This is a genomic window from uncultured Erythrobacter sp. (genome assembly GCF_947502395.1).
Classification (GTDB): domain Bacteria; phylum Pseudomonadota; class Alphaproteobacteria; order Sphingomonadales; family Sphingomonadaceae; genus Erythrobacter.
The window spans coordinates 989,747-1,007,457 of sequence record NZ_CANMZM010000001.1 but is presented as its reverse complement, the minus strand read 5'-3'; the positions used below and the strand labels follow the sequence as shown (position 1 = coordinate 1,007,457).

Here is a 17,711-nt window from a genome sequence, read left to right as displayed (position 1 = left end):
CTCTTGGAATGATCGCGCAGAAAATCGTGGTTTTGGGGGGCGCTCTTGCGTTGGCTGGATGTGCAACCTCCAAAGAGCGCGTTACGCTGCTTTCACCAGCACAGGCTGGGAAAGATGTCGGTGGAGTTGTTGTCGAATACGAGGATGGCGAAGCGTACCTCAATCAACCGAATCAGCAGGCTGCGCTGAGGGGCGAGAAGGCCCCCCGTTTCAAACAGCTTGAGGAGGCTGATCCGGGCTATACAGAGTTGATGGGCGAATTGCCCAAGATGCTCGCGCGGGACTTCTTCTACTTCGCGACCGGCGAAGGCACTCTCAGTGAGAAGGAGTTAGACCGGCTTCAGCTCTTCTTGGCCAACAGCATCCAGGATCGACCGGGACTCGCTGTTGAGATTGCGGCGCATACCGACGCTACAGGGACCGAAACTGTTAATGATCGCGTTTCAAGAGAGCGGGCACAAACAGTTCTAGGTCAGGTGCTCCAGCGCGTTGAAGCCGCTCAGATTCCTGTCGGAACTGATGACATTGATGTCGTGGCAAGCTCTTGGCATTGGGCGCGCTCTGGATTGCAGCCGGGTGAGGCTGGGCAGTCCAACAGCGCTTACCGAGTGGTGGTTGTGACCGTACGCTGAGGGCGTGAGCTTGTCCTAATTGGATTTGGACGCAGCAGCGTCTTTCCCAAGGTAGCGCAGCACCAATATCGTAAGGTCGTCGGCGGGGTCCATACCGCGTTCAAACGCACGAACTTTGCCCGCAATATGTCGGACGCGTTCTGGTGCGCTGGATTGGGCGCTGTCCTTCAGTGCCTCTAACACGCGATCAAGGCCAAAGCGGTCCCCTTTCACATTCATCGCATCGGTTGCGCCGTCGGTGACGATAACCAGACTTTCGCCAGGTTTCATTTGAAGTTTTTCCACTTCGTATGGGAATTCATCCAATGTGCGAAGGCGAAGGCCTCCGGTCATTTTGACCACCTCAATGCTTCCGTCGGGACGGACAAGCATGGGGTCTTCGTGGCCAGCATTGACCATCTCGATCATGCCGGTTGAACAGTCGATGATCCCGACCAATAAGGTGAGGTCCATCTCCTCATCCTCTTCAGCCATAAGCTCTGTATTGACCTGCCGGACTGCCGCTCCGAGATCATCGCCCGAGCGCAGGAGATTGTTCTTCGAGACCGATTTGGAGAGCGCCATAAAAAGCGCCGCACGAAGCCCTTTGCCGCTGACATCTCCAACGAGAAAAGCGAGCCGATTGCCCTCAAGCTCCATAGCGTCATAGAAATCGCCGCCGACCGATTTGGCCGGTTCAAGCACTGCCCCGATTTCTGTTCTTGTGCCCAGTTTGGCAAGCCGCGCCGCACTTGGCACCATGGTGAGTTGGAGCTTGCGCGCGCTTTCGTTCTCTTTCTCTTGCTCGGCGGTGACGATGCGTTTCTCAACCAGTTCGGCAAAGGTGAGGGCATAGCGCACCAGCACGAGAGCAATCCCTGCGCACAGTGCAATCACGATCGGTCGAGCAGGATCAATCAGGAGCCCTGCACTGTCATAGGCGATGAAAGAGCCGATTGGCAGCAGAGCGCCCACGCCAATCGCTGCGAACACGAGCCATTTGGCAAAGCCAATACCAGCAACAATCAGCATCGCCACAAGTGCCAGGGCAAATGCAATCTCAAGCCACTGAGCCCAGCTTGGTCTTGCGAGCCAATGCCCGTTCAATATCGCATCGACGGCTTGGGCTTGTACCAGAGTGCCCTGCGTCTCGCTCGACACGGGGGTTGCGACAATATCGGTCGTGCCGGTCGCCCCAAAGCCCAGAAGCACAACCTTGCCGTGCATTTCCTCGACATCAACATTGCCATTCAAAACGTCAAGCGCGGTGATAACATCCTCTTCCCAGCCTGTGCTCATTTTGAATTCGAGATTGGCGGTAGGGTCGGATGGGACAATTTTTCCAGCACCAATGAGGCCTTCCTCTGTCCAACGAAGCGAACCTCCTCCAGACGCTATATTGGCAAGCTGCACAGCAAATCCAGGCGTGACCGTGTCGCCCGCCATAACTGACAGTGGAACCCGCCTAACAATGCCGTCTGAATCGGGCGGACCCACCACGACCCCTTTTGCAAGGGCAACATCGTCGAGCAGTGGAATGCTGGTGAGCATCCGTTCTGCCCTTGCAATGCCTACAGGAGGCTCACCCTCGACTGCTTCAAAGGTCAATTCACTTAGAGATCGCCCGCCAGAATTGGTGGTAACCCAGGGCATGACCGTTGGGGCTGTTTCGATGACACTGGCCAGATACTGATCGCCATAAGGGAGCGTGAGGATTTTCGCACGCGTTGCCTCATCCAGCGCATCCTCAGTGTAGAGCTCTGCAAAATTCTGAGGGCGGAGGCGATCGGGTTCGGTGAAGTAGATGTCGATGCCGATCACTGCTGGCTCAGCGATCGCAATATTCTCAAGCAACGCGGCGACATCGGTGCGTCGCCATGGCCATTGGCCTTTCGCTTCGACGCTCGCATCGTCGATCATCACCACCACTACCTGGTCGCTAGTGTCGCTTCGGGGTGCCCAGTTTTGCCAGCTGTCGAAGACCAACCGCCTCTGAAACTCCCCGCCGAATATGCTCAGTAAAACACCGACCAGAGCACCGGCAAGCACTGCGGCGATGATCGTTCGCTTGGCTTTGGGTCGCATGTTGCCTATTACCGCGCCGACTAAAGCTCGACACTCAGTCCGTCATAGGAGCACAAAACTTCCAGCGGCTCGCCTTCGCGGATAATCTGTTCGTAGCGAATGGTTTCCGCGTGCATCCGCTGAATATCCGCATCGCTGTAGGTCGGTTCATGGTGGAACAGGGCGAGCCGTTTGGCCTTTGCCTGATGGCATAAATCCACTGCGACAAGATTGGAGGAGTGCCCCCAATCCTCTTTCATCGTGACGCTGTCAGCGAGCGAATACATCGTATCGGCCACTACGAGATCTGCGTTCGACATGAAACTGGCCATGTCATCTTCGGAATCCATTTGATCGCTTTTGTACTCGGCATCGGTCGAGTAGATTGCCACTTTACCCTGTGCATCGGTGAAGCGATAGCCATAGCTAGCATGACTGTGCTCTTGCTTAATCAGGGACACAGTCAATTCGCCGATCTGGTATTCCTGACCAGTCTCAAGCGTGCGGAATTCGATGTCAGCCTTCAGCCAATCAAACGGGACGGGGAAGGATATTTCCTCCTGTTGGCGCCTCAAAGCTGTCTCGGCATCGCTGTGTCCGGCATGAATGATGACCTTCGCTCCATCGACGAAAGCGGGCACAAAGAATGGGAACCCCATGATGTGGTCCCAATGCAGATGCGAAAGAAAGAAGTGCCATTCTTTTGGGCGGTCGCCGTCCGATAGACGCTTGAGCGTGTTAAGCCCAAGTTCGCGTAGGCCCGAACCCATATCGCAAATGACGAAAGCGCCTTTGCCGATGTCTATCTCAACGCAGCTGGTTGCACCGCCATATCCTTGACCGACCGCAAATTCGAGCTCGCTATTTGCGAAGTCCAATGCGGCCTGCTTATCGGGAAAGCTCTTTCCTTGAGCGTGAAGGAGCGCATCGGCAACCTTGTCGGCAATGGTTGATGCGTGCGGCGCCACTGGCAGCGAGCCGCGAGTACCCCAAAACCGGACCTGCATATTTCCCCCCTGAACTATGCGCTAATTCCCGATTGCGTCCTCAATCGTGTCTGCCACTCTAAAGACCATATCATAACGGCTGATTGCAAGAATCTCACGCATGGTATCATTCGGACAGGCTAAAACAATAGTCGTACCGCTTTCATTGGCGGCGCGTTGCGCGAGGGTCAGCCCGCGCAAACCGCGCGATGACATGTACTCGATCCCTGAAAGATCAATAATCGCTGTCGGCGGATTGGCTTCCACAGCGTCCACCAAATGATCTTTGAAGGCATCGGCGCTTGTTTCATCAACACGACCCTGAGGTGACAGCACAACCGCGCTTCCCCGTGTTTCGCTGGACCATTGCAATACGTCACCAGACATTCCGGTTGCATAGCGCGGGTTAACGCGATTGCCAAATGATCCGCGTGCATTTGCTGATTGCCACGAGCGAGACGGCCCAGCAGTATCTGTGTACGCGCCCAATATAGGGGCGATTTGAGCGAGGTGTTCCATAAACGACCTGATTGGTTAGTTGTGCGTTGCAAGAAACCACGGAAACATGAATTTTTCCCTATCTCCGCCGAATTGAGGCCAATAGGATTTTCGTCTTATATTTTCGGGCAGCAGTAAGTTTTTGAAAATAGGACGACCTAATTCGAATTCCACGCGATCTGGTTTGTAAACCTTGCCTAGTGCAGAAAAGAGCGTATCACCCGCTCAGGGGCTAAATCTCGGGGTTAACCGCTCGGCGTGACAAAGATCACATACCGGCGGTTTCACAATGCGTAACTGGGCCAATCCCATTTTTGCGGACAGAGTGCTTTCGGGCGCTCCTATTTTGGGTATCTTTGGGGGGAACATTGTCAGCCAACCATACTTCGTCGACGGGTGCAGAGCATTTAGAACCGCTCCGCATCAACACCGAGCTGAATGCAAGAGCCATTGGTTCGGCTTCATTGTTTGCAGTCACAATAGGGCTCGCCTTCCCAAGTGATGCGGCCCTAGCGCAGGCCGTGCCGCAGGCCACCCCACAGTTAGCGCCTCCTGCCAGAGATCAACTGGTGCCGCCTCAGATTGAACGCCGGGACCGCGGCGTTACGCTTACGATTGATGGTGATCTCGAGCGCACGCCGTGCGTTTTGGATCGTGCTGACTACGCGGACATCAAGCTGACATTGAGCGGAGTGGATTTCCGAGGTCTAGACCGGGTGCCGGGCTTGATGCTCGATGAAGCCTATGAAGGATACATAGGTCGCGAGTTGCCTTTGTCTGTGATGTGCGACATCCGCGCGAAGGCCAATTCGATTCTCCGCAGTCAAGGTTTTCTGGCAACCGTTGAAATACCGGAGCAGAACCTGAGTGATGGTGTGGCTGACTTTGGTGTTGTCTTTGGCCGCCTTACAAGCGTGCGCGTGCGCGGTGAAGCAGGTCCATCAGAGGCAGTCGTTGCGGGATATCTGGAGCAGCTGACTTCCCAGGACGTTTTTAACACAAATGACGCTGAGCGCTATTTGCTGCTCGCCGACGATTTGCCTGGGGTGGACGTGCGATTGTCACTGCGCCCGGTCGCAGGGGGCAATCCTGGCGATCTTCTGGGAGAGATCGCGGTTGTGCGCCGGCGTGGCAGCCTCGACTTTAACGTGCAAAATTTTGGCTCAGAATCGCTTGGGCGATTTGGCGGTCTGTTCCGAGGTGAGGTTTACGATATCACCGGGCTTGGCGACCGCACCACGCTGTCTGTCTTCAGCACGCTGGAGCTGGCCGAGCAGCAAACGTATCAATTGGGGCATGATTTCGCAGTGGCGAATGATGGGCTGCGCATTGGAGCGCAGCTGACATATAGCGAGGGCAATCCAGACCTCGACCTGGCCGGCTTCGATCTGGAATCGGAGACCGTTCTGGCGAGCATTTATGCGGCCTATCCGCTTCGCCGCTCGCGAACCGTATCGGCATTTCTTTCTGGAGGATTTGACCTTGTTGATCAGGATGTCGAACTGAATGATTTTCCCTTATCAGAAGATCGCGTCCGCACCGTTTTCGCACGGATGGATACCCAATGGGTTGATGAGAGAAGCATTCAAAGGCTCGATGGCTACACCCCCTTCGAACCGAAATGGCGTGCGGCTTTAGGTTTCGAAGTTCGGCAGGGATTAGACGTCTTTTCGACTAGCCCTGACTGCCGCTCAGATCTGCAAATCTGCACCGCTGCGGGTGTCGTACCACCAAGTCGCATCGAGGCAGATCCGACACCATTTGTCTTGAGAGCAGAAGGCTCATTTGAATATCGGCCTGATCCGTGGTGGACATTCTCAATTGATGCGCGCGCCCAAGTCGCAAATGACGCGCTTCCAGCATTCGAGGAGTTCGCTGGTGGCAGCTTCTCCATCGGGCGTGGTTATGACCCAGGTGCCGTGCTTGGTGATGACGGTATCGGAGTCAGCGTTGAGGCGCGATATGGTTCACTTGCTCCGCAAGGACCCGAGGAAATCGCCTATCAACCCTATGTTTTTACTGACGTGATGCGTGTTCACAATCAGGATCCCAGCCGCGATGGCACCAATCCTGACGGGTTATGGTCTGTTGGTGGGGGCTTGCGCGCCGCATGGGGTTCCAAGTTGCAGGCCGATGCCTTCGTCGCTGTGCCGTTGGAGAGACCCGAATTCGCAGCGGAGCGCCCTGACGTGCGCTTTATGTTCTCGATTACTGCTCGCCTCTTCCCGTGGAGATTTTAAGTTGACCCACACTCTGAACTATATCCCTGTTCGTAAGAAACAAAACCGTTCCCAGTTGCTTATCGGCACGGGATGTGCGGCGCTTGCGATGGCCATGTTGGTATCGGCCGAGCGTGCCGAGGCGCAGGCGATCAATGCCACGGAAACCTTCGTTCAGGGCGCCGGGAACCGGGAGGCAGTTACGCTCGGATCCGAAGTCATTCAGATTGACACACCCACAGCTGTTATTGATTGGGTCCCTATTGAAGATGGCGCGGGCAACGCGCTGGACTTCTTGCCTACCGGCAATGACGTCACCTTTGAGAATACGATCCAGGGTACTGATTTTGCGGTTCTGAATCGGATTCTGCCTGCAACCAACAACAATGTGGTCGTGATCGATGGAACGGTTGTGTCTCAACTGCAGGACGGTTTGGGAGGCACAACACCAGGCGGAACGGTGGCGTTTTATTCACCGACCGGCCTCTTCATCGGGGACAATGCCGTTTTTGATGTCGGCAATCTGATCCTTACGACGCTGGACATCGACATCGGTAGCTTTGATGCCTTCACTCAAGGTGGTGGCTCGCTGTCATTGTCGGTCGATCCAATCCTTGGTCCGCAAGCGATCACGATCAACCCGGGCGCTTCGATCACTGCGAGCGCTGAGAATTCCTATTTCGTGGTGACTGCTGCCGAAATTCAGATGTTTGGCACGAGCGATGTGAACGGCAGTCAGGCGTTTGTTGCTGGCGATGAGGTCTTGCTTACGCTCGACAACGGCCTTTTTGACATTCAGGTCCTTGTCGGTACTTCCGCAGCAAACCCCATTGTGTTTGATGGTGATGTGGGTGGCCCGTCGAGCACTGGGATTGGTGACAACCATCTCATCTATGCCGTGGCCGCCGCTCAGAATGATCCGATCAGCTTGCTCTTTTCCGGCAATCTCGGTTTTCAGCCGGCAGCAAGCGCTGGGATCGTCAATGGTGAGATCATTATCTCGGCCAATTACGATGTGACTGGTCGGGCCGTTTCCGGTGGCACGGTGGACGGCGGAATTTTCCAGGACTTTATCGATAATACACCGCAAAATCCCACTCAGGCCGATGTCTTCCTGACGGATTTTACGTCAACGAGCACCGTTCTGGCCGCGGCCACCAATGAAGTACAGGTTTCTGCTCAAAACGAATCCAGCTTCATTGATGGCGATCTTATCATGGTTGGGCGTGGCTTTTCGGAGCTCACCTCAAGCAATGGGCAGACGTTCGATATAACCGGAAGTGTATTGGTCAGCGCCAACGATTTCGGGGAAGTAAGTGCCGATGTGTTTGACCCTTCCGTTATTGATGGGATCGGCGGTGTTGCATTCATCGATGCTTTCGGCGGCGGAACGCTCAACATCACTGGAGATGCACGTGTCACTGCGCGAGGCGGTGGCGGTTATGATCTGCTGAGCAATGAGGGTGGCCTTGGTCAGGGAGGAAGCGCGCAGCTTGGGTCAACCGGTGGTTTCTTGAATGTCGGCGGTGATGCGATTGTCACCGCTCTTGGCGATGGCTTTGCATTGGATGCTGAGCTTAACTCTTCTCGGGATTCGATCGGCGGAACCGCGGCAATATTTGCGAGAGACGCGGGCGTTGTCATGATCGGCGGTATTGGCGACGTGGCTGCTGAGGCTGGTGGTCGTAACGCCACATTAGCGGGAACGGTCGGTGGCGATGCAATCGGCGGAAATGCTCTGTTTGAGTCGACCAACGGGGGCATTGTCGAAATTGCTGCGGAGGCGTTCCTGAATGCAAACGCCTTTGGCGGGAGCAGCAACTCCAATTCGGCGGCTTCACTGGCTGACGCTGGCGATGCGCGGGTAATTATCAATGGAACGGGTTCCGTTCAGGTGAACGGTCAACTCTTCGCGACGGCAGACGGTTTTGGCGGACAAAATACCGGAGGTGCCGGTGGCGACGCGATTGGCGGCTCGGTCGGTATCTCGGTTCTTAGCGGCGGCAGCTTCACCGGCTTGGATTCGGTTCAGAGCAGCGCGTCAGCAAGGGGGGGTGAGGGCCTGACAACGGGCGGCAATGGCATCGGCGGGATTGCTGATATTGTGGCCAATGGCGGATCAACCATCGACCTTGCAGGCGAAACCCAACTCTCGGCAGACGGGACTGGTGGCGAAGGCGAGACCGGAGGTGATGGTTTCGGCGGGGTTACGGCAATTGTGTCCAATGTCGGCGGGATATCTATCGGTGGGAACGCAATCCTTTCTTCAATCGGAAACGGTGGCAACGCAAGCGTGCCAACCTTTGGGGGTTCTGGGGGTATTGGAACCGGAGGCAGGTCACAAATTGCAGCCGAGGGAACGCTCACTGAGATCGGAGAGATCACAATCAACGGGACCGCATTCCTTAGTGCGAACGGTTTAGGAGGTGAAGGCGGCGTTGGCGATGGTTCCGCCATTGCAGCTGGAGCGGGTGGTGATGGCATCGGTGGGTCTAACAGCACCGTTGTCGAAGTTGATCCAACGCAAACAGGCGGAGCGTTCCTGACCGCAGGAGTGGACAACGGGCGGCTAACCATCTTCGGCAACTCAAATGTCGAAGCGTTTGGGACTGGCGGCACTGGTGGTGGAGGAGGAACCGGGCAAGACGGAGGCGCAGGCGGAAACGGCGTCGGCGGGTTTAGCCAGGCAGGGTTGGTTTTGCATGGTGGAGGCGACGGTTCCGTCAATCTGGGTTTTGCCAACATTGCTGGGCTTATCCAACGTGGCGACGCATTTGGTGGGTCGGGCGGCTTAACCGGCGCCGGCGGTGCACAACGCGGTGATGGTGGTGATGGAACCGGTGGTATAGCTCAGTTGGTGACAAATGGCGGCATCTTGACAGCAGGTGCCGTTTCCCAGTTTGCCGATGGCAACGGCCAGTTTGGTGGGAATGGCGGCGATGGCTTTGGTGGCGTAGCTTCAGTCTTCACCAATGATGGTTCCGACGTAACCATCGAATCAATCTTTGCGCGAGCCGGTGCATTTGGCGGTCTTGGCGAAAACGGCGTAGGCGGCAATGCCATCGCTGGCCTGGCCGAATGGCGAATTGGCGATGCGACGGCTTCTTCCAATGGGGTCGTCGATCTTTCGGCCCCGGGTGTTGGTGGACAGGGCGGGGCCGGCGTGGGTGGCAATGCAACCGGCGGGACGACCGAGCTTGACACCAATTCTCCCAACAGCAGCTTTCAAGCGACAGACATTGTACTCCTTAACGCGAACGCCAATGCTGGCCAGGGCGTATCGACAGGAGTGGGCGCCTCCGCGACAGCTGGAACCGTCAATATCTTTGCAGATTCAGGCGGGAGTGTATCGGCATTCTCAATCTTTGCGAATGCGAATGCGACAGGAGGTTCCAACCTTGGAACCGGTGCCGGCGGCGATGCAACTGGTGGCACGGTACTTGCGCTGACTTCTGACAATGGTTCGATCACAACATCAGATGATGATCTCAGCCTCGCTGCAACGGCAAACGGCGGAACTGCGACAGGCGGCGGCGCCGGTGGCAATGCGACGGGCGGAGAGAGCAATGTCCTGGTGGGCCAGTTCAATGGAAGTGTCGGTAGTGTCTTTTCGCAGGTCAATGTGAGTGCCAACTCCGATGCTTTCGGTGGAAGTGGTATCGGCGGCGGCGATGCAACCGCAGGCGCTGCCATCGTTCAGGTTCAATCGGGAACTCTGGATGCTTTGGGTGGCCTGATTGCCAATGCAAACGCAACGGGCGGCTCTTCGACTGCGCCTGTCGGTTTCGGCGGTGATGGAGGAGTAGGGACTGGCGGTTTTGCGATTGTAGGCGCGTTCGGAGCTGACGGACGAACCGCCAGCGTATCGGCGGACACCGTTTCTGTTTCTGCGAGCGCGATCGGCGGCAATGGCGGGCAGGGCGATGGTTCCACGATCAACGCAGGAAATGGCGGTGACGGCTTTGGCGGTTCCAGCAGGACGTTAAACATTTCATTTCCTACGCAAACGAATGGGGCTTTCATCTTCGTAAGTGATGTGAACAGCAATCTTGACGTTACTGGCTTTTCCTCCGCAACGGCCCTCGGAACCGGCGGCACAGGCGGCAATGGAGGTCTCGATCAGGCTGGCGGCGACGGCGGCAACGGCTTTGGTGGCCTAGCCTCGTTCGGCAATAGCAGCGTCGACATCGATGCTGCGGACGATCTGAACGATGGCACCAGCGTTGCGACGATCACTGACCTCGTGCTGGAAAACAGTGGCCTTGGCGGCGACGGCGGCTTTGGCGGGTCAACTTTTGACCCAATGGGCAATGGCGGGGACGGATCAGCAGGTGTTACCGAGTTCGATGTCAGTCTCGATCAGGCATCTGTTACTGCAGCTGGCGTGACGTTGACCATCGGCAATTTGGATGCCCTTTCTAACGGCTTTGGCGGCGCAGGAGACATAGCGGGCAATGGCTTTGGTGGCGTTGCCTCGGTTTCTGCAGTCTCAAATGGCGAATTGACGATCGCCTTCATCAATGCCGAAGCGATAGGTAATGGCGGTTCCGGACGCATCGGGGGAGATGGGCTTGGTGGTGGTGCCGCCGATCCCGGCGTAGTGAATGGCGGTACGGGTATCGGTTTCCGAAATGGCTCCGTCATCATAACTGGGGATGCTGGCTTTAGTGCCAATGGCTTCGGCGGATCATCGACAGGCGGCGATGGCGGTACCGGTATCGGCGGCTTCGCGACTTTCCAAAACACTGGATTTGGCGCTGATCCCGCTCTCCAGGGCGAATTGACAATTGGCGGCTTTGGCAGCCTTTTGGCTGAGGGCATTGGCGGCGACGGTGGAGGTGGCTTTACGGGCGGTGACGGTACGGGCGGTCTTGCCCGAATTAATGTCGCAGTTGGCGGCACACTCTTGCTCGATTCTGCCCAAATTGCCGCTGGCGGAGTTGGCGGCACTGGAATTGCGGCTGCTGGTGGCACAGGCATCGGAGGGACAGCACTCATTGCCAGCCGCGACGCGGGCAGCGATGTGACGATCACCAATGGCTTGGATTTTATCAATAATATCGGTCAATCTGCACAGGGAGGACTGCTCTCAGCAAATGGTTTGGGCGGCACTGCGACTGGCGGCACTGGCATTGGCGGAGATGGAATTGGTGGAACCGTCAGCGTAATCGCGACGGATCAGGGATCGATCACACTTCCACTTGATCCAAGCTCTGGCAGCAATCGTATTCTTGGTCGGGGCGCTGGCGGGCAATCCTCGGTCGATGGCGGTAGCGGGGGATTTGCTTCAGCCGGCACTGGCTTGTTTGAGGCTGATACCGGCGGTGAAATCACAACAGGCCCAACGCTGTTCTCAGTCTTTGCATTTGGAGGCTTTAGCTCCCAGGCTTTCGACGACAATGCTACGATCAATGTTGATGGTGGCGATGCTGAAGGCGGAGAACGCAGCATCATTGTGCGCAATGGCGCGGTACTGACTGGGGAGTTCTTCGGCGGAACTGCTGGCGGATCAGGCGGCAATGCATCAGGCACCGGTATCGGCGGTTCAGGTACGGGCGGGCGAGGCATTTATATTTTCGAAGATGCAACGTTCAACGCCGTCGGCAGAAATATCTTGGGCGGCGGCGGTGGTAGCGGCGGCGAAGGAGAGATTGGCGGAAACGGCAGTGGCGGAGACAACAGCGTCACTATTTCTAACTCGACCATCAACCTGATCTCCAATGGCAACAGCTCGAACCCAGCTGGGCTGCCTGACACGCCGTCTCTTGTGATTTTCAACCAGAATCTTGCGGGAGGCGGAGTATCACAGGGCGGCAACGCCACAGGCGGCACTATCGATGTCTTGATTTCGAACAGTACTATCACTGGCGGCACATTTACGATCAGCAATCTTGCGCAGGGTGGCGCAGCCGACCTAGCAACCGGCACCGGTGGGACGGCGAACTCGGGCGCGATCAATCTGAATGTTTTGAACTCCGTATTGGAGGTGCAGAACGGCGAAGATACACAAGGGTTCATGTTCGATCCCAACACAGGGATGAACCTCCCTGGAGAAATATTCCCTGGTGACGCGAGCCAGATTATTTCGGTTGCGCAAGGAGGCGCGGGCCTGAACGCAGGCGATGCGAACTCTGGTCGTGTCGATGCAACATTCTTTGGCGGATCAGTAGCAATCAATCAAAGCAGCACTGCTGATGGATTGTTTGAGATCGTTTCCACCGCTACCGCTGGAGACGGCACCGACCAATTGGGCATCGCTACAAGCGGGACTGTTGATGCGTTTTTCACTGGAACAGATATCTTCGGAGACATCTTGTCCGTCCGGTCAGATGCCGCCAGTGCCGCGATTCAGCCCGATGCCGTTCTGGGTGTCGCCATTGCAGGGTCGGCTGGTCTTGCTCTGTTTGGTGACGCAACGGTCACACTCAGTGAATTGAATGTCAGCGCGACAGGCACAACCTCTCTGACAGGTCAGGCCGAAGGCGGGTTTGCTGACTTACTTGTTTCAGGGCTTTCGGGCCAACCCGGCCCACAGGTTGATGTCGACACTTTGCGGCTTGCGGCCGACGGTATTGGCGGTACGCCCAATGGTTCTAACAACCGGCATGGAGCCTTCACGCTCGATGTGATTGATAGCCAGCTTACAACCCGGGTGATCGATGCTTCTGCCGCAGGTGACACGCTTGCAGGTGGTGAGACTGGCCCCTCTGTTGTTAACGCCAATGGTGGAACGATTGAGGTGGTCGATCAACTTACTGTTGATGCCTTTGCCGATGTGATTGTGAGAACCTTTGATGGAGGAACGATCGGCGATGCGGACCCAGGGGCTCCAAGTGCTCTGATCGATATCACCACGCAAAATACGCTTCAATTCAACGGGAACGACGACTTATCGATCAGCTTCCGTGGTGCTGTTCTCAACCTGTCTTCGAATGACATTATCATCAACGATGGAGCACGTATCGGCGCGCCTGAGATCATTCTCAATTCACTTAATCTTGAAGATCCGGCGGTATTGGGTGGCGGTGGCACTCCTGGAGGCTTTGTGGATGGCGAAGGCTATACGCTCATCGGCGAGGAGTTGGAGCGGATCGAAGTCGGCTTCTTTACCTTTAATCAGGAAGCGCTCCCGATTGATCCGATCAACAATGCGCCCAATCCCGGCTTTCAAGCAGGTCAAGCCATTGGACCTAACGATCCCTCTTTGATCATTCGTGACTATGTCGCATCTGGTTCTGCTGGCGATGGCACTTCCAATATTTCGCTGAACGTCAATGGTGCAGGAGGTGTTTTGCGGATCGAAGGTGTGACGGGTCTCGAAGATGCCACCGCTGCCGACTCAATTTTCCTCACGGCCGCAGAGCGGATTGAAATCGTGACCCCTGGCGGTGTTGGCATCGTTGATGTCGACGGCAATCCGATTGGTGCCCTGCTTCTCGAGTCCGCCAATATCTGGGCCGCCGATGCCGAGACGATAACGCAATTGCAGAATGATCCCAATTTCGCCGGGCGCAATGATCTGCTCGCCTCTCCGGCAACTGGAAGTGATGATCCGCTTGGTTATATTCGCGGTGGCGAGGTCAGCATCATATTCAGTGAATCTCTTCTGGTACGGAACACTGGCACCAATGAGGAGCAAGGTGGGATTCTTGTTGGAGACGGTGGCCTCTTCATTTCCAATGAATTGGGCGCTGATAGCGACGTGTTTGCCTATGGTGCCCGCTTCGATTCAGCCACGGGGGACCTCATTACAGGAGAGGAGTTCTTCAACGAAGTCGAATTCTTCAGCGGCAGCACGGGCTCTTCGAGCTTCAATGACGAAGCTTCATTCAACGACTGTCTGATCAACACTGGTGAATGTATTGTGCGTGCGTCTGAACCAGAACCGGAAGGGCCTACTGAAGAGGAAGAAATAGTTGAACAAGAGGCTGCCCAAGCGATCAACGCAACGTCAGTCGAAGCGGCGGTGCAAGCCGCCATCGAAGTCGTTGCCAGCGAAGAGGAAAGCAATGAGGACTTTGGGATGGATTTCCCAAGCTTTGTTGAAGCTGAAGATGTGGAGGACGAAGGCGACGTTGATGACCCGGTTGCCAGCGGTGGGGACGCATCGCTTTACGGCCAAAACATCAGTGGCAATGTCGAGCTAGGGGGCTCTATCGATGAATAGTAGGCCAGCAAAATCGCTGTTTTCATTCGTGGCGGCCGCTGCCGTCGGTGTCGTTGCTTTATGGGCAACACCGGGCACTACGCAAAGCCCGATACAGCGATCAATCAGCCTGCGTGACACTTTCCCGGTGGGTTCCAACGGATTGTGCGAAGCTCAGATCCAGACGCCTGAACAAGGTGCAGGGCTTTTCGACCGAAAATATTCGATTCTGTGTCGCGACGCTGCGGCTGCAATTGGGACTATGTGGGTCGTTCGTGGTCGTCTGGCGGATGAGGCTGCGTCGCGCTTTATTGGCGATGGCGCGACCTGTTCTGAGAGCGATGGCGACGATCTTCCTGCTGAGTTGCCAAGCGCCAAGCGATTGGTCTGCAGCCGTCCAGGTAGCATTATCCGGACCGAATTGTTGGTGGGTGAGAGTGGCAATCGGACCTATGCGGCGACCGGTCTTTCAGCCTATCGCAAAGCACTTGAGATCGGTGTCGCTTCACTTGCGACCGATCAGTTGGTGGCTGGGACGGTCGACATTCCATTGACCCAAACCACGGATTCTCTGGCATTTGTTCGCCAGCAAGCGGCCTCAATCACGGTTGATCAGGCTTTGGCAGAAGCCTATCGGCGGGCGAACGCTGGCGAGTATGCTGAGGCGGCTGAGTTCTTCGGCGCAAGTGCGGAATCCGCAAGCGGTTCAAGCGAGACAGAAGCGCGGCTCAATGAAGGTTTGCTCCAATCAAATCTGGGTAATTTCGCCGAAGCCGAACGCCGGTTCGACCAGACCCGAGATGTAGCGGCTGCAAGCCCTGTGCTGGCGCGCCTTCAGCGCAATTACGAGGCGATCGATGCGCTCAATCAAAGCAAACCAGAACGCGCTCGCGAAATCCTGAGCACGCCGATTGCGTCGGATTTCAGCGATAATGATCAAATTCGACAGCTTAGAATCGGCTCATCTCTGGCTCGGCTGCTCGCAGCAGAAGGCGAGAGCGCTGCGGACCCTTCCATTTCGCGTGCGCTGACAGGTCTTGAGCGCGCGCAATTGCTAGATGGTCAGGGAGATTACCTGCGCGCCACAGCGCTACGCCTGCTGGGATCCAATGCTGAAGCGCAAAGCAATTTGGTCCGCGCAAACAACACTCTGGGCGAAGTGCGCGACGGGAGGGTTTTGTCGATAATCTGGTTGCGGGCCCAGGTGCTTAGCGAGTTGGCAGAGCTTGCTGAGGCTTCATCCAACTTAGCGGAAGCCGAAGGCCTGCACACGCAGGGGATCGCGCTGCTTGAGAACAGTTACCCGGATACGCCAGCACTCTATAGCGCCAAGGCACAGCTCGCCGGCTTCTATTCGCGGACAAACCGTGAGGCCGACGCGATTGATCTTTACCGTGAGATTGTGACAGAGGCGGAGGGACGTCCCGCACCATCCTTGCGGGCGTATATGGCGAATTACTTCAGTCTCCTGCTGGCGGACGGAGCAAGCACCTCGGCTGCCAATGATGTATTCTCGGCAAGTCAACTCTTGTTGCGGCCAGGGCTCGCACAAACACAGGCGGTTCTCGCTCGCGAACTGTCGGGCGGCAGTGACGAAGCTTCGCTGCTCTTCCGTCGCAGCGTCAATCTCGCCCGCTCAATCGAGCGTCTTCGGGCGTCGATCCTCGAAGTGGAAGGAGAGGCGCAGGTTAACCCGCAAGCCGAAGTCCTGCTCAACGAAAGGCAATCTCGGTTGGAAGCCCTGACGGTTCAACAGGCGGAAGTGCTTCAAAAACTGTCTGAATATCCTCGTTTTCGCGCGGTATCGGGCGGCGCGATGGAATTGGCCGACATGCAAGCGATCCTCAAGGAGGACGAGGCCTATGTGAAGATGGTCGCGCTCAATGGTGAGGTCTACATGATCTACATCACCGCAGACGACGCGTTGGCATACAAGGCTGATGCCACTCCGGATCAGCTTGAGGAGATTGTCCTAACATTGCGCGAAAGCATCGCCATTGCAGATGGCGGAGAGGTTCTGACATTCCCCTTTGATCTGGCGACTTCGCGCGATCTCTATGTGCGCCTGTTCGAACCTGTAGCTGACCGACTTCCCGGCCATCGTCATATTGTCTTTGAACCTGATGGGGCGATGCTGAAGCTGCCAATCAATCTGTTGGTGACCGACGACGCAAGCCTCGAGCTTTACAATGAGAGGCTCGCTGGTGCTGAGGCGGATGAGTATGATTTCCGCGGTGTCGCCTGGCTTGGCCGCAGCTCACAAGTCAGTACCGCCGTCGCGCCAACGGCGTTTCGCGATGTGCGCGCTGCGCCGCCTAGCCGCGCTGCGAAATCCTATTTGGGCCTTGGTGAGAACACTCCTGTCGATGACGGGCCAATCGGCTCAACTGGCACCCGTTCGGCCCTCGCAGGAGGCGACAATTGCCTGTGGTCTAGCAGCATTTGGTCAAACCCAATCGCTTCTGATGAGTTGTATGATGCGGCAACCCGTTTTGGCGGCGAGCAATCAGAAACTGCGACAGTGCTGACCAAGGATGTTTTCACAGATACTGAGATCAAGGAGCGCAAAGACCTTAGCGAATATCGCATTCTCCACTTTGCTACTCACGGTCTGGTGACTGCACCTCAGCCAGAATGCCCACCGCGTCCGGCGCTTCTGACGTCTTTTGGCGATGAGGATTCCGATGGACTTCTTAGCTTTGCCGAGATTTTCGGCCTGCGCATCGATGCTGACCTTGTCATTCTCTCAGCCTGCGACACTGCCGGCAGTGCAACCGTTGGAGCAACACTGGAAGCGGGCATCACCTCGGGCGGTGACTTTGCGCTTGATGGTCTGGTGCGTGCCTTTGTGGGGGCTGGCGGTCGCACGGTTCTGGCAAGCCACTGGCCCGTTCCTGATGACTTTGATGCCACAAAGCGTCTGATCTCTGGCCTGTTCGAAGAAGACGATAGCGAAACCGCTGCCGCCCTTCGTCGCTCACAGCTTGAACTGATGGATGATCTGGAAACCTCGCACCCCTTCTATTGGTCAGCATTTGCGATTGTCGGCGATGGATCGGTCAAGGTTACGCGCTAAGCTTGAACGGTGATTTACGGACATAGAAAGCACGATGGGTAAAGGGGCACCTTTGCGCTTGCTCGCCCGGGGCAAACCTGCTTTCTCACCCGTAAGAGGCAGGATAGCGCT

The 17,711-nt window shown here is 56.3% G+C and carries 7 protein-coding genes; 4 read left to right on the top strand and 3 right to left on the bottom strand.

Annotation, left to right across the window (positions count from 1 at the left end):
- Positions 1-8: 8 nt before the first annotated feature.
- The gene (locus Q0778_RS04860; RefSeq protein WP_298334416.1) at positions 9-632 is read left to right on the top strand and encodes an OmpA family protein; all 624 of its coding nucleotides are present in this window, start codon (positions 9-11) and stop codon (positions 630-632) included.
- A gap of 15 nt (positions 633-647) precedes the next feature.
- On the opposite strand, the gene Q0778_RS04855 is transcribed toward Q0778_RS04860, so the two are convergent.
- From Q0778_RS04855 to Q0778_RS04845, 3 genes are read right to left on the bottom strand one after another with little or no spacing between them, the layout of a single operon-like run.
- Positions 648-2,696, bottom strand: a complete 2,049-nt coding sequence (locus Q0778_RS04855; RefSeq protein ID WP_298334414.1) for a CHASE2 domain-containing protein — start codon at positions 2,694-2,696, stop codon at positions 648-650.
- A 20-nt stretch (positions 2,697-2,716) separates the two neighbouring features.
- A complete protein-coding gene (locus tag Q0778_RS04850) occupies positions 2,717-3,682 on the bottom strand; it encodes an MBL fold metallo-hydrolase (protein ID WP_298303746.1) in 966 nt (321 codons plus the stop codon).
- A 21-nt stretch (positions 3,683-3,703) separates the two neighbouring features.
- Complete coding sequence (locus Q0778_RS04845; RefSeq protein ID WP_298334412.1) at positions 3,704-4,180, bottom strand: STAS domain-containing protein; 477 nt, start codon at positions 4,178-4,180, stop codon at positions 3,704-3,706.
- A 347-nt stretch (positions 4,181-4,527) separates the two neighbouring features.
- On the opposite strand from Q0778_RS04845, the gene Q0778_RS04840 reads away from it, so the two are divergent.
- Genes Q0778_RS04840 through Q0778_RS04830 form a run of 3 tightly spaced genes read left to right on the top strand, consistent with a single transcriptional unit; the run spans position 4,528 to position 17,600 of the window.
- A complete protein-coding gene (locus Q0778_RS04840) occupies positions 4,528-6,399 on the top strand; it encodes a ShlB/FhaC/HecB family hemolysin secretion/activation protein (RefSeq protein ID WP_298334410.1) in 1,872 nt (623 codons plus the stop codon).
- Position 6,400: 1 nt separating this feature from the next.
- Positions 6,401-14,545, top strand: coding sequence for a hypothetical protein (locus Q0778_RS04835; RefSeq protein WP_298334408.1), 8,145 nt, complete (start codon positions 6,401-6,403; stop codon positions 14,543-14,545).
- Positions 14,538-17,600, top strand: a complete 3,063-nt coding sequence (locus Q0778_RS04830) for a CHAT domain-containing protein (protein WP_298303755.1) — start codon at positions 14,538-14,540, stop codon at positions 17,598-17,600. Before Q0778_RS04835 ends, Q0778_RS04830 begins: the two co-directional genes overlap by 8 nt.
- The last annotated feature ends 111 nt before the right edge of the window (positions 17,601-17,711 follow it).